Source organism: Streptomyces megasporus, assembly GCF_000718985.1.
GTDB classification, from domain to species: Bacteria; Actinomycetota; Actinomycetes; order Streptomycetales; family Streptomycetaceae; genus Streptomyces; species Streptomyces megasporus.
In genome coordinates this window covers 1-13,199 of sequence record NZ_JODL01000034.1, presented here as the reverse complement: position 1 = coordinate 13,199, position 13,199 = coordinate 1, and the positions used below count along the sequence as shown (strand labels likewise).

Genomic DNA, 13,199 nt, shown 5'->3' with positions numbered 1-13,199 from the left:
CTGTCACCGGTCGACGCCTCCCATCACGGGGTCGATGGACGCGACGGCGACGATGACGTCGGCGACCTGGCCGCCCTCGCACATCGCCGCCATGGTCTGCAGGTTGGTGAAGGACGGGTCGCGGAAGTGGACCCGGTACGGCCGTGTTCCGCCGTCGCTGACGACGTGCACGCCCAGTTCGCCCTTGGGGGACTCCACCGCGACGTACGCCTGGCCGGGCGGCACCCGGAAGCCCTCGGTCACCAGCTTGAAGTGGTGGATCAGGGCCTCCATGGAGGTGCCCATGATGTTCTTGATGTGGTCCAGCGAGTTGCCGAGTCCGTCCGGGCCGAGCGCGAGCTGCGCGGGCCAGGCGATCTTCTTGTCGGCGACCATCACCGGGCCGGGCTCCAGCCGGTCCAGGCACTGCTCGACGATCCGCAGCGACTGGTGCATCTCCTCCAGCCGGATCAGGAAGCGGCCGTAGGAGTCGCAGGTGTCGGCGGTGGGGACCTCGAAGTCGTAGGTCTCGTATCCGCAGTACGGCTGCGCCTTGCGCAGGTCGTGCGGGAGTCCGGTGGAGCGGAGGATGGGGCCGGTGGCGCCGAGCGCCATGCAGCCGGCCAGGTCCAGGTGGCCGACGTCCTTCAGGCGGGCCTGGAAGACGGGGTTGCCGCTGCAGAGCTTGTCGTACTCCGGCAGGTTCTTCCGCATCTTCTTGACGAACTCGCGGAGTTGGTCGATCGCGCCGGGCGGCAGGTCCTGGGCGAGGCCGCCGGGGCGGATGTAGGCGTGGTTCATCCGCAGGCCGGTGATCAGCTCGAAGAGGTCCAGGACCATCTCGCGGTCCCGGAAGCCGTAGATCATGACCGTGGTGGCGCCCAGCTCCATGCCGCCGGTGGCGATGGCCACCAGATGGGAGGAGATCCGGTTGAGCTCCATCATCATCACGCGGATGACGTTGGCGCGGTCGGGGATCTGGTCCTCGATGCCCAGCAGTTTCTCCACGGCCAGGCAGTACGCCGCCTCGTTGAAGAACGGCGTGAGGTAGTCCATGCGCGTCACGAAGGTCGTGCCCTGCGTCCAGGTGCGGTACTCGAGGTTCTTCTCGATGCCGGTGTGCAGGTAGCCGATGCCGCAGCGCGCTTCGGTGACCGTCTCGCCGTCGATCTCCAGGATGAGCCGGAGCACGCCGTGCGTGGACGGGTGCTGGGGCCCCATGTTGACGATGATCTTCTCGTCGTCGCCCTTGGCCGCCGCCTCGGCGATCTCGTCCCAGTCGCCGCCGGTGACGGTGTAGACGGTGCCTTCGGTGGTCTCGCGTGCGCTCGCGGACGGGGTTGCGTGCGAGGTGCTCATCAGCTGTACGACCTCCGCTGGTCGGGAGCCGGGATCTGGGCGCCCTTGTACTCGACGGGGATGCCGCCGAGGGGGTAGTCCTTGCGCTGCGGGAAGCCCTGCCAGTCGTCGGGCATCATGATCCGCGTGAGCGCGGGGTGGCCGTCGAAGATCAGGCCGAAGAAGTCGTACGTCTCGCGCTCGTGCCAGTCGTTGGTCGGGTACACCGAGACGATCGACGGGATGTGCGGATCGTCGTCCGGGACGCCGACCTCCAGCCGGATGAGCCGGTTGTGGGTGATCGAGCGCAGGTGGTAGACGGCGTGCAGCTCCCGCCCCTTGTCGCCGGGGAAGTGGACGCCGCTGACGCCGGTGCACGTCTCGAAGCGCAGCGCGGGGTCGTCGCGGAGGATCCGGGCCGTGGCCGGCAGGTGTTCGCGGGCGATGTGGAAGGTGATCTCGCCGCGGTCCACGACCGTCTTCTCGATCACTTCCTCGGGCACCAGGCCCGCTTCCTCGAGCGCGCCCTCCAACTCGTCGGCCACCTCGTCGAACCAGCCGCCGTAGGGGCGGCTCGACGCCCCCGGCAGCCGCACGGTGCGCACCAGTCCGCCGTATCCGGAGGTGTCGCCGCCCTCCTTGGCGCCGAACATGCCCCGGCGGACGTCGATCACCTCGCCGGAGTTCCCACGCGGCGCGGGGACGGCGCCGTTGCCGCCTGTCTGTCCGTCGCTCATCGGAGCAGCCCCTTCATCTCGATCGTCGGAAGCGCCTTCAACGCCGCCTCCTCCGCCTCGCGCGCGGCCTGCTCGCGGTTGACCCCGAGCTTCTCCTCCTGGATCTTCTGGTGGAGCTTGAGAATCGCGTCCAGCAGCATCTCGGGACGCGGGGGGCAGCCGGGCAGGTAGATGTCGACGGGAACGATGTGGTCGACGCCCTGCACGATGGCGTAGTTGTTGAACATTCCTCCGGAGGAGGCGCAGACCCCCATGGAGATGACCCACTTGGGGTTCGGCATCTGGTCGTAGACCTGCCGCAGCACGGGCGCCATCTTCTGGCTGACCCGCCCGGCCACGATCATCAGGTCGGCCTGGCGGGGCGAGCCGCGGAAGACCTCCATGCCGAAGCGGGCGAGGTCGTAGCGGCCGGCGCCGGTGGTCATCATCTCGATGGCACAGCAGGCGAGGCCGAACGTGGCCGGGAAGACCGAGGACTTGCGGACCCAGCCCGCGGCCTTCTCGACGGTCGTCAGCAGGAAGCCGCTCGGCAGTTTCTCTTCGATACCCATGTGTACGCCCCTAGTCCCATTCCAGGCCGCCGCGCCGCCAGACGTAGGCGTAGGCGACGAAGACGGTGAGCACGAAGAGCAGCATCTCCACGAGCCCGAACAGCCCCAGGGCGTCGAAGGTGACGGCCCAGGGGTAGAGGAAGACGATCTCGATGTCGAAGACGATGAAGAGCATCGCCGTCAGGTAGTACTTGATCGGAAAGCGCCCGCCGCCCGCCGCGTGCGGGGTGGGCTCGATGCCACACTCGTACGCCTCGAGCTTGGCCCTGTTGTAGCGCTTGGGGCCGACGATCGAGGCCATCACCACGGAGAAGATCGCGAAGCCTGCTCCGAGGGCTCCCAGTACGAGGATGGGCGTGTAGAGGTTCACCGCTCCTCGCTCCTTCCAGTCGACGACGCTGTCGGCGGGCCGCTGCGGGCCGTTTTCGGACCGGTGTGCCATTCACGAAGATCGCGTACATGTGAGGCAGTTCACAAGCCCGATTCGACTGCATCCTATGCCCGCACCTCTGTGATCTGCGACACGGGGTACGGTAACGACTTTGTGATCTTCACCACCTGACGAAGGATCATGAAGCCGGATGGAGCCCCGCCTTCACACGTGAAGCGGCCGACTGATCACCACACGTGACATTCCGGCACGTCGGCGCTGGTCAGAGGGGGGTTCCCCTATCAAACGATGCCCGTTACAAGCAAATTTGCGCTGGACGTCGACGCTTGTTAAAAAGCGCCCTCCACTCGCCGAGAGGGCGGACGGAGCCCCCGCGGGCACCCCCGGTGGACGCCCGCGAGAGACCCGGGGATCACAAGATCGTGAAACCGTGCTCAACCTGTGACCTTCGCCACGGCCCCCGCCCCCCGCGGGCCGCTTCCTTTGCCCGAGGCCGAACCCGCGTGGTAGGGCCGGAGAACGAAGTGGATCAATCGGACAATGGCATGGTCACGGCCCCCTAGCGGGGCAATGATCGGCTTCCGGAAGAGGCGGCAGGAGAGCACGACAAGGCCCCAACTGGACGCGTACACGGCGAGTGTGGCGTAACACACCTTTGTTGAACGGACCCTCCGGCGGCTGGTAGCCAGTGGTGTCATGTCCCAGACCGCCCAGATACGCAGCCACCGGAAACCCCGCCGTGCGAGCAGGAACCCCCTGCTGCGGACGGGCGTTGCCGGTGGCGTCCTCAGCACCCTCGCGGTGACCGCCGCGGCCACCCCCTCCTCCGCCGAGGAGAAGAAGCCGGTCGCCGACACCGTCGAGCTGCCCACGATCACCTCCGACCTGGCGACCGGCACCCGACAGGCCGTCGAGGCGAAGCAGACGATCGCGGTCCGGTACGAGGCCGAGGCCGCGCGCACCCTGGCCGCCGAGAAGGCGATCGACCAGGCCGCCAAGCGCGCCGAGGCCCAGGAGGAGGCGGAGCGGCGCGCCGCGGAGGCCGCCCGTGCGGAGGCCGAGCGCGCCGAGCGGGAACGCGCCTCGCGCGACACCGAGCGCACCACCCTGGCCACTTCCGCCGCCCCCACCGCACAGGCTCCCGCCCCGACCGGCGGCGGCAACGTGGCGACCCTGGTCGGCTTCCTGCGCGCGCAGGTGGGCAAGTCCTACGTCATGGGCGCCACCGGCCCCAGCGCCTACGACTGCTCCGGCCTCACCCAGGCCGCCTTCCGCCAGATCGGCATCAGCCTGCCCCGCACCTCCCAGAGCCAGTCCACGGCGGGCACCCAGGTCTCCCTGGGCAACCTCCAGCCCGGCGACATCCTCTACTGGGGCGGCGCGGGCAGCGCCTACCACGTCGCCGTCTACATCGGGGACGGCCGCTTCATCGGCGCCCAGAACCCCTCCACCGGCATCGTCGAACGCGACATGAGCCACGACATGCCCACCGGCGCGGTGCGCGTGCTCTGACGCCCCCGGACGACCGGCCGGCCGCCGCCCCCGCCCGGGCGGGGGCGGCGGCCTCCCGTCGTGTCCGCCGTTCCCGAACCGGACGTCCGCCGAGCGCCGACGGGCGGGCCATGGCGATGTCCAGAAACCGATACCCGCTGGTGAGAGGCGTTGCCGGTGGCGGAGACTGCCCCCCATGACGACATCCGCGCGGCCTCGTGCCGTCCTCGCTCACGCGCCCATACCCCTCGGACCGCCCGGCGCTTCCCGCCTCGACGCGCCGATCCGGCCCGGCGGCCGGACGCCGGCCACGGGCAGCCACGGCAGGGGTGTGCGCACCGGTGCATGACCTGACCCTCACCACGGTGGTGCTGCTCTGCGTCGCCGCCGCGCTCGCGGGCTGGGTGGACGCGGTGGTCGGCGGCGGCGGACTCCTCCAGGTGCCCGCCCTGCTGATCGCCTTCCCCCAACTCGCCCCCGTGTACGCGCTCGGCACCAACAAGGCCGTCAGCGTCGTCGGCACCTCGGCGGCGGCGGTGACGTACGCCCGCAAGGCCCCCGTCGACGTGAGGCTCGCCGTCCGGCTCGGCGGGGTGGCGGCCCTGGCCTCGGTCGGCGGCGCCTTCTTCGCGGCCGGGGTGGACAGCGACGTCCTGCGCCCCCTGATCATGGTGCTGCTGCTGGCGGTCGCCGCCTTCGTCGTTCTCAGGCCGCAGTTCGGGCAGAAGCCGGGCGCCGCCCCGGTCGACCGCCGGCGGATCGTCACGGCGATCGTGGTCGTCGGCGCCGGCATCGGCTTCTACGACGGACTGCTCGGCCCGGGCACCGGGACCTTCCTGGTGATAGGGCTGGTCGCGCTGCTCTCGATGGACATGGTGACGGCGTCGGCGACCGCCAAGGTGGTCAACGTCGGCACGAACCTGGGCGCGCTCGCGATCTTCACCTGGCAGGGGACGGTGCTGTGGGCCCTCGCGCCGTTCATGGCGCTGTTCAACCTGGCGGGCGGCACCCTGGGCGCGCGCATGGCGCTCAAGCGCGGCAGCGGTTTCGTCCGGGTCGTGATGCTCGTCGTCGTGGTCGCGCTCGTCGGCAAGCTCGCCCACGACCAGTGGGGAGGTTGAGCCCCACCCCTCTCGCTCTCGGGTCCCGATCTCGGGACCCGCTCTCGGGACCGGTGGGCGGGTGGGCCGGTACGCGGCGCACCCGCCCACCCGTCCCGAACGGGGGCGCGGGACCGGCCCCGTCCCGCTCGGCCCCTCTCAGGCTCTCGGCGCCACCTTCGTCAGCCCGTTGATGATCCGGTCCATCGCGTCGCCGCCCGTCGGGTCCGTCAGGTTGGCCAGCAGCTTCAGCGTGAAGCGCATCAGCAGCGGATGCGTCAGACCGCGCTCCGCGGCCAACTTCATGATCGTCGGGTTGCCGATCAGCTTCACGAACGCGCGGCCCAGCGTGTAGTAGCCGCCGTAGGTGTCCTTGAGGATCCGCGGGTAGCGGCGCAGCACCATCTCCCGCTGCGCCGGGGTCTGCCGGGCGTGCGCCTGGACGATGACGTCGGCGGCGATCTGCCCGGACTCCATGGCGTACGCGATGCCCTCGCCGTTGAACGGGTTGACCATGCCGCCCGCGTCACCGACCAGCAGCAGGCCCCGCGTGTAGTGCGGCTGCCGGTTGAACGCCATCGGCAGGGCCGCGCCGCGGATCGGACCCGTCATGTTCTCCGGCGTGTAGCCCCACTCCTCCGGCATCGAGGCGCACCACGCCTTGAGGATCTCGCGCCAGTCCAGCTCCTTGAACGACGACGAGCTGTTGAGCACGCCCAGCCCGACGTTGGAGGTGCCGTCGCCCATGCCGAAGATCCAGCCGTAGCCGGGCAGCAGCCGGTCCTCCGCGCCGCGCCGGTCCCACAGCTCCAGCCAGGACTCCAGGTAGTCGTCATCGTGGCGCGGCGAGGTGAAGTACGTCCGCACGGCCACGCCCATCGGACGGTCGTCGCGCCGGTGCAGGCCCATCGCCACCGACAGCCGCGTGGAGTTGCCGTCGGCCGCGACCACCAGCGGCGCGTGGAAGGTGACCGGCTTCCTCTCCTCGCCCAGCTTCGCCTCGACCCCGGTGATCCGCCCCGTGCGCGCGTCGAGGATCGGCGCGCCGACGTTGCACCGCTCGTACAGCCGCGCCCCGGCCTTCTCGGCCTGCCGGGCGAGCTGCTCGTCGAAGTCGTCGCGCTTGCGGACCAGTCCGTAGTCCGGGAAGCTCGCCAGCTCCGGCCAGTCGAGCTGGAGCCGGACGCCGCCGGCGATGATCCGCAGGCCCTTGTTCCGCAGCCAGCCCGCCTCCTCGGAGACGTCGATGCCCATCCCGACGAGCTGCTTGACCGCACGCGGCGTCAGGCCGTCGCCGCAGACCTTCTCCCGGGGGAAGGCCGTCTTCTCCAGCAGCAGGACGTCGAGCCCGGAGCGCGCCAGGTGGTAGGCGGTGGTGGCCCCGGCGGGCCCGGCCCCGACCACGATCACGTCGGCGCTGTGCTCGGAGACCGCCTTCGCGGAGGACTTCGAGGGGGACTTCGAGGAGGACTCGGCCACGACGGACTCCCGCAGGTCTCGGTTTTCAACGTGCCGGTCGCGCCGGGCACTGGTCACGTGCAGTCTATGGGGGGTGCCCGATCGTCCAACCCAAAGGGGATGTTCGCGCGACGGGCCCTCCCCGTTCCCGGGCTCCTCCGCCCCCTCGCCCCGCCTCGACCCGCCTCGACCTGTGGGGTCGCCCTGCGGGAAGCCGCCCCTACGCGGCGAACCCCCGGTGCAGGGCGACGATCCCGCCCGTCAGGTTCCGCCAGGCCACCCTCGTCCAGCCCGCATCCTGGAGCCGGCGGGCCAGGGCGGGCTGGTCCGGCCAGGCGCGGATGGACTCGGCGAGGTAGACGTACGCGTCCGGGTTGCTGGACACGGCGGTCGCCAGCGGCGGCAGAGCCCGCATCAGGTACTCGGTGTAGACGGTGCGGAACGGCGCCCAGGTGGGGTGGCTGAACTCGCAGATGACCACCCGTCCACCGGGCTTGGTCACCCGCAGCATCTCGCGCAGCGCGGCGTCGGTGTCGCTGACGTTCCGCAGCCCGAAGGAGATGGTGACGGCGTCGAAAGCGTCGTCGGCGAACGGCAGTCGCGTCGCGTCGCCGGCCGTGAAGGGCATCCACGGCTCGCGCCTCTTCCCCTCCCGCAGCATCCCGAGGGAGAAGTCGCACGGCACGGTGAACGCCCCGGCGCTCGCGAACGGCACCGACGACGTCCCCGTCCCGGCCGCCAGGTCGAGCACCCGCTCCCCCGGCCGCGCGTCCACGGCCCGAGCGACCTCGCGCCGCCACAACCGTGCCTGCCCGAGGGAGAGCACGTCGTTGGTGAGGTCGTACCGGGCCGCCACCTTGTCGAACATCGCGGCGACTTCGTGGGGCTGCTTGTCCAGGGAGGCTCGCGTCACCCGGCCATTGTGGCAGCCCCGCCTCCGGGCACCCGGCCCACCCCGGGAGCGACCCTCGCCTTCCCCGCGAGCACTTCCCGACATCCGGTCGGCGGCGCGGCTCGTCGGCGCTCCGCGACCGGACGGGGCGGACACGGTCACGTTCCGTGACGCGGCTCGTCCGAGCGTTTCGTCCGTCCCACCCATGCACAGAACCCGGCATCACCGCCTTGGCGACACAGGACGCGGATCACTCGTCATGAGGGTCCGCTCCCTCGGGGAACTTGTAGCTGGGGGACATCACGGTAAAGGACAGAAGGTCTTCCCTGGAGTTTCCGGGCTCACCGCCGTCCGTCCCCCTCTCGCTTCTGATGAGCGCCTCGACCTGCATCAGGTACTTCTGCCCATCATGAAAGGCCTCGAGTTGCATCTGCCGAGCCTTGGAGTTCGCTCTGCCGTACTTCTCGATGGACCACCCTTCCTTGGGGAGCTCTCTGCGCAGTCTCTCCATACCTTCCTTGATCTCGGTCGGAGGAACCCCGCCGACCGACCAGGCATGGTGCACGTAATAGTTTCCCTTGTGCTGCCCGTCAGTTCTCACGATGGGGCCGGCCGGGCTCACCTTTCCCTTGACCCCGGACATGTCCAAAGCGCTGCTCGAAATTTCCCTGGTCCTCTCGATGGCCGACTCGGGATGCAGCACCGAACGCTTCGACTTCGACGGTTCAGCGGCACTCTCTTTTTCTTTCACAATCCCACACCCACTGAGAGTCAGAATGACAACGAGGATTCCGAGAAGACCAGCCGAAGAAACCTTGCCCCGACGGAAAGAAGGCGGCGCTTCACTCATGAGTCACCTCGTCGTGACACATGCCCCTCAGGCACATCAGTCCCAGAGGCCTTGCCGACCTGAACACCGGGAATTCCGGAAAGCACCGCATCATCCGCGTTCAGTTCCCCTTGTCCCGCCGCGGAGCCCGCAACCGTGGTGCCGTAGCCGTGACCCACCACAGTGGTGTGACTCGCTGGATGGCGATGATGGCGTGGCCCAGGTTCTTGGTGTCGGGTTCTTGGTATCGAAGCCGAGGAGGTAGGCCTCGGGCAGACCGTTTCCGCCCGTTCGTCAGTATTCCCCCTGAGGACTCTCTCCCTCGGGTGTCTTGAAACACGCGGACAACAGTGTCACGCTGATCTGGGGTTCGTGTTCCGCAGTCTTCCGCTCCCACACGACATCCAACGCGTACTTCATCTCTTCATGCTCGGCACGAATAACCGGGTCTTGATCTCTGGATTCCGCGGTTTCATCGGAGATGATTTTCCACCCATCCCCCGAAAGCCCTTTCCTGAGGTTCTCCATCCCTTCCCCCAGGGAGGCGTCGGAAACCCCGTAGAGAGCCCACGGGTGGCGAATCCTGTACAACCTCTTCTTCTCCGGGTCTGCCGGACAAACGGAAACTCCCGGCCCCGGCTCGGTAACCTTTCCTTTCACGCCCATGAGATCCAGGATCCGACTGGAGAGCTCACTTGTGCGGTCACGGGCCTCTTGCACACCGAGAACAGCCGGGACATAGCCGAGCTCGTGCACCCTGTCATGACTGTTCATTTCTCCGGAACACCCCATCAACATCAACGACAGGAGAGTCGAGACAAGAAAGCAGCCCACCCTTGGACCTTTTTCACCCATTCTCGACCTTTCCATATTTTCCCACGGTGATGTACGTCTGATTCTTCATGCTGACTGAATCTTCATCCCAGTAACCACTGTGGTCCTTGGAATCGGTGGCCAGGCGATTCGCTCCGAACGACTCGTCCGAAGGGACGTGCTGGTTGAATCCGATTCCGTAGGGGATTCCATTCCAGGTCGGCACGTCGAAGCCGAAGCCACCCAACCGTGCGACTTTCCCCGCCAAAGGGACCACATCATCTGTGAGAGGCGCCGCCATGGACCAGGTGTGGTCGGTCCCGGTGGCGAGATCTCTGGCGTGCGGGGCGAGCATGCCGGGACTGGCGATGGCGACGATGTCGTCCGTGGCCAGGTTCTTCCTGTAGGCGGCGTCCCCCACGACCGTGGTTCCGTAACTGTGGCCGATCACCGTGGTATGGCCGGCGTCCGGTCCTCCTTGGGAGACCTGCAGGCCCTCCATGAAGGAGGTGAGTTTCGAAGACCCCTCCTTGGCGTAAGAGACGAAAGTCGCCTCGGGAACGAGGTCTCCGTCCACGATGGGGATGGCGGACTGTGGAGCGTCGTAACCGATCCAGGTAATCGTCGCGACACTCTGCCCCGGCACTTCCCTGGTGCTCTCCCTCCACAGGTCGCTCATTCGGTTGATGTCCTTCTCCACATCACCGAGACGAGACCCCGTACCCGGCACGAACACCGCTGTGTGGTCGGCGGTGTCGGGGTTGCCGTTGGCGATGATGGCGTGGCCCAGGTTCTTGGTGTCGAAGCCGAGGAGGTAGGCCTCGGGCAGACCGCTCATGCCTGTCTGGTCGAAACGGTTCTCGATGGCCTTCATGCCCTTGTCGAGTTCGCCCAACCGCTTCCGCTCCTCTTCCCACTCCCGCCACTCGGAACTCTCCACCCTCACCGCCTCGCCCTTCACCGAGACGGAGCGGTACCTGTCCGGCTCCCGGTCCAGGTGCTTGGCCAGCGCTTCCGCGGTGCGGGCCTGTTCCTCTTGGAGCACCACACGGTTGGCACTGTCGCGGACCTCGGCCGGGAGGCCGTCGAGGGCCCCGATGCTCGCCGGGTACAGGGACACATAGGCGTCCCGCTCGTCGGCGGAGAGGCCCTTCCACCACTCGACGTTCTCCTCCGGGGACTTCCCCCGGGGGATGTCGCCCTTCTCGTAGTCGTCGCCCGCGACCTTGTGGACCGCCTTGCGGTCGGATCTGGCATCCGCCCACTGGGCGTTGCCGACCTTCAACCCCCGCTCGGCGGTGAGCTTGGACAGCGTCCTCACGTACTGGTCGTCGACCCGTCGGGCGTCGTCCAGCGCTCCGAGAACGACCGCGCTGATGTCCTCGGCGAGGCGCTTCTTCGGGTTCACCCCGACCTCGAACCGTCCGGCGTTGGGCATGGTCGGGGTTGTGGGGCGGGTGCGCTCCTCGAACAGGTCGTGGGCTCGCCCGCGGACCGTGCCACCCGGCACCTCTTCACCGTCCAATCCCTTGGCCGCCGGGTAGGTGACCGAGCCGTCGTCGCCGACGGACATCCCGTTCTCCTTGGCGTCGTTCAACGCCCGCTTCAGCTTCCGCTGCGGCTCTCTCAGGTCTTCGACCAGGCCGTTCAGGGCCGTCTGGACCAGGCCGCACTCCACCTGGATGTACTGGATAGTTCCGGCTGAGTCTCTCCAGAGCCCTGAAGGCCGCGTCCTTGGTATTGCCGTTCTGCGAACGGACTTTGGCGAGCATCTGCTGGTCGACCCAGTCCATGTCCGCCTTGGCCTGGTCGCTGACCTTCTTCCAGCCGTCCGCCGCCTCCTCGTACTGCGATGCCTTCAGATCCCGCAACTGACCGACCGTCACCATCCCGCGTCATCCCCCTACGAGAAGTCCGCGATGGGGGATTTGGGACGGTCGTCGTGCCAGGAGGGCTTCGCCGACTGCGCGGTCATCTTCTCCTTGGTGTCGGCCTCGTTGCCGTCGTGGGCGTCCGCCGCGTTGGTGAACGCCGTCCGCAGGCGCTCGCACTCGCCGCGCACGTCCCGCAGCCGGCCCTCCCAACTCCCGCGCACCTTCCCCAACGTTCCCGTGCAGGCGAAACCCTCGGTCGCGGCGGGCAGCCCGGTGTGCGTCCTCTCCAACTCGGCCAAGGCGGTGGTGATCCGCCCGTGCAACGTTCCCGTCTTCTTCGACAGGTCCCGCAGCGCCGCCGTGTCGATGTCCAGGTCCGATGCGGCGCCGCCACTCTTCGACGTCCCGCGATCCGCCTGCCACCCGTTCAGGCGCGTTCCGGCCGTCGTCAACTCGCCTGTGAATCCCACAGGTTCCGTCCCCTTTGTCAGCACAGTGATCGACCCGCAGAGAACGTAACAGCGCGTACACGGTCCGTGCCTGAGTACATCCGCCTATGTTTCCCGGCCAAGGGGTCGAATCACGACCGGGTAGGGCGTCAGGCGCGGCGGTGGAGCAGGCGACCGGCGCAGGAAACCCGCAGGCTGCATGGCGCCGAAAGTCTCGGCTCCTGGTACGCCGTGTCGCCTCCCACGGCTATGAAGGAGCGGTGACCACACGGACTCGCCCGGCCAGGAGCAACCACGCCACGGTCTCACCGTCGCGAGGTCGTCCCCAGATCGCACCGAGCCGGTGACTTTCCTTTCAGTACCCGCCCCCGATCAAGAAGGAAAGCTTGACGGACATGAAAGCCCTTCGTCGAGGAGTCGCCTTGGCTGCTTGCTTTGCCACCATGACTCTGGCTTGCAGCGAGCAGGGATCACCGCCTGCTTCCCACGCCAAGGAGAACGACATGTTCCTTGAGCGCACCCCCGTCGAAGAGGCCTGCGAGAACGTCATCGATGGCAGGACCAGGAAGGACATCGGCAGAGAAGAGGTGTACACAAGGAGCCAAATCGCCCTCTTCAGTCACGTCCCCGACCGTCTGAGGCGGGAGAATTTGACCGCGCCGATGACCGTCTGCTCCTTCTCCTTGGACTCTGCGGAGGAAGAAAAGTTCGACATAAGCTTTTCATGGTCGAGCGGTGGCTCCCCTTTCGACCTCGGGTTCGAGGACCGCAGTTCCGTGCACCAGTTGAACCCGGACGTCGCGATAAGCAGGGAAGGGACTCCCCACGAGACGAAGCTTTGGACACGATGTCGGCTGCGGCAGGCGCCGCGCGGCCAGAAAGGCGAGCCCTTCTCCTCTGTTCTGGAAGGCTCGCTGACCGACAAGGTGGGCATCAGCTCCCTGTCCAGGACCAGGCTTCTCGTGGAGTCGATGCGGAGGGTGGCGGATCAGGTGGACTGTACAAACAATCCCAACCTGCCCTCTGCTTCCGAGATCGAGAGCACTTTCCAAAGCGAGCCTGCCCGCAAGGAGTGAGCCACGACCACGCTCGGACCTGTCGGGCATCGGATCGCGGCCGGGCATCGGATCGCGCTGCTTCCGTGGAGGGCAGCGTTCGGTGGGTTCAGGCACGGCGGGGGGACGGGAGGACGGCGAGGCCCGAGCGGAGGACGGCCGTGCGGACGGCGGGCCGGGTGAAGGGCCCGACGACGGACGTGACGCCCTCGCGCAGCAGACGTTGGAGGCCGCGGCGGGCG

General features: G+C 67.9%; 14 protein-coding genes. 3 read left to right on the top strand and 11 right to left on the bottom strand.

Annotated elements, in window-relative coordinates:
- Positions 1-3: 3 nt before the first annotated feature.
- From IF47_RS0123490 to IF47_RS0123475, 4 genes are read right to left on the bottom strand one after another with little or no spacing between them, the layout of a single operon-like run.
- Positions 4-1,338: an NADH-quinone oxidoreductase subunit D gene (locus IF47_RS0123490; protein ID WP_031510970.1), complete on the bottom strand. Its 1,335-nt coding sequence runs from the start codon at positions 1,336-1,338 to the stop codon at positions 4-6.
- Entirely contained in the window at positions 1,338-2,054 is a 717-nt protein-coding gene (locus IF47_RS0123485; RefSeq protein ID WP_031510969.1) for an NADH-quinone oxidoreductase subunit C, read from the bottom strand. The genes IF47_RS0123490 and IF47_RS0123485 overlap by 1 nt, the downstream gene beginning before the upstream one ends.
- Entirely contained in the window at positions 2,051-2,605 is a 555-nt protein-coding gene (locus IF47_RS0123480; RefSeq protein WP_031510968.1) for a NuoB/complex I 20 kDa subunit family protein, read from the bottom strand. The genes IF47_RS0123485 and IF47_RS0123480 overlap by 4 nt, the downstream gene beginning before the upstream one ends.
- Positions 2,606-2,615: 10 nt before the next feature.
- Positions 2,616-2,975 (bottom strand): NADH-quinone oxidoreductase subunit A, encoded by a 360-nt coding sequence (locus IF47_RS0123475; RefSeq protein ID WP_031510966.1) that lies wholly within the window; start codon positions 2,973-2,975, stop codon positions 2,616-2,618.
- A gap of 717 nt (positions 2,976-3,692) precedes the next feature.
- On the opposite strand from IF47_RS0123475, the gene IF47_RS0123470 reads away from it, so the two are divergent.
- Both IF47_RS0123470 and IF47_RS0123465 read left to right on the top strand, forming a co-directional pair.
- A complete protein-coding gene (locus IF47_RS0123470; RefSeq protein WP_031510965.1) occupies positions 3,693-4,508 on the top strand; it encodes a C40 family peptidase in 816 nt (271 codons plus the stop codon).
- Positions 4,509-4,828: 320 nt separating this feature from the next.
- Positions 4,829-5,608: a sulfite exporter TauE/SafE family protein gene (locus IF47_RS0123465; RefSeq protein WP_031510964.1), complete on the top strand. Its 780-nt coding sequence runs from the start codon at positions 4,829-4,831 to the stop codon at positions 5,606-5,608.
- A 138-nt stretch (positions 5,609-5,746) separates the two neighbouring features.
- Here the strand turns inward: IF47_RS0123465 and IF47_RS0123460 are convergent, their stop codons facing one another.
- From IF47_RS0123460 to IF47_RS0123435, 7 genes are all read right to left on the bottom strand, one after another.
- Complete coding sequence (locus tag IF47_RS0123460) at positions 5,747-7,066, bottom strand: geranylgeranyl reductase family protein (protein ID WP_051718161.1); 1,320 nt, start codon at positions 7,064-7,066, stop codon at positions 5,747-5,749.
- A 199-nt stretch (positions 7,067-7,265) separates the two neighbouring features.
- Positions 7,266-7,958: a demethylmenaquinone methyltransferase gene (locus tag IF47_RS0123455; RefSeq protein WP_031510962.1), complete on the bottom strand. Its 693-nt coding sequence runs from the start codon at positions 7,956-7,958 to the stop codon at positions 7,266-7,268.
- Between the two features lie 229 nt (positions 7,959-8,187).
- Entirely contained in the window at positions 8,188-8,787 is a 600-nt protein-coding gene (locus tag IF47_RS28940) for a hypothetical protein (RefSeq protein ID WP_157840032.1), read from the bottom strand.
- Entirely contained in the window at positions 8,784-9,014 is a 231-nt protein-coding gene (locus tag IF47_RS29745; RefSeq protein ID WP_078592062.1) for an alpha/beta hydrolase, read from the bottom strand. Before IF47_RS29745 ends, IF47_RS28940 begins: the two co-directional genes overlap by 4 nt.
- Positions 9,015-9,060: 46 nt before the next feature.
- Positions 9,061-9,522: a hypothetical protein gene (locus tag IF47_RS28935; RefSeq protein ID WP_157840031.1), complete on the bottom strand. Its 462-nt coding sequence runs from the start codon at positions 9,520-9,522 to the stop codon at positions 9,061-9,063.
- Between the two features lie 91 nt (positions 9,523-9,613).
- A complete protein-coding gene (locus IF47_RS28180) occupies positions 9,614-11,257 on the bottom strand; it encodes an alpha/beta hydrolase (RefSeq protein WP_051718158.1) in 1,644 nt (547 codons plus the stop codon).
- 225 nt (positions 11,258-11,482) lie between these two features.
- Entirely contained in the window at positions 11,483-11,923 is a 441-nt protein-coding gene (locus IF47_RS0123435; RefSeq protein ID WP_031510959.1) for a hypothetical protein, read from the bottom strand.
- A 482-nt stretch (positions 11,924-12,405) separates the two neighbouring features.
- Between IF47_RS0123435 and IF47_RS0123430 the strand changes: the two genes are divergently transcribed.
- Positions 12,406-12,978 carry a hypothetical protein gene (locus tag IF47_RS0123430; protein ID WP_031510958.1) on the top strand — a complete coding sequence of 191 codons (573 nt, stop codon included), beginning with the start codon at positions 12,406-12,408 and terminating at the stop codon, positions 12,976-12,978.
- Positions 12,979-13,199 lie beyond the last annotated feature (221 nt).

What these genes read in the sequence shown, in the direction of transcription:
- IF47_RS28940 (WP_157840032.1), bottom strand. Translation starts at nt 8,787, where the DNA reads ATGAGTGAAGCGCCGCCTTCTTTCCGTCGGGGCAAGGTTTCTTCGGCT.
- IF47_RS0123490 (WP_031510970.1), bottom strand. Translation starts at nt 1,338, where the DNA reads ATGAGCACCTCGCACGCAACCCCGTCCGCGAGCGCACGCGAGACCACC.
- IF47_RS0123430 (WP_031510958.1), top strand. Translation starts at nt 12,406, where the DNA reads ATGTTCCTTGAGCGCACCCCCGTCGAAGAGGCCTGCGAGAACGTCATC.
- IF47_RS0123470 (WP_031510965.1), top strand. Translation starts at nt 3,693, where the DNA reads ATGTCCCAGACCGCCCAGATACGCAGCCACCGGAAACCCCGCCGTGCG.
- IF47_RS0123485 (WP_031510969.1), bottom strand. Translation starts at nt 2,054, where the DNA reads ATGAGCGACGGACAGACAGGCGGCAACGGCGCCGTCCCCGCGCCGCGT.
- IF47_RS0123480 (WP_031510968.1), bottom strand. Translation starts at nt 2,605, where the DNA reads ATGGGTATCGAAGAGAAACTGCCGAGCGGCTTCCTGCTGACGACCGTC.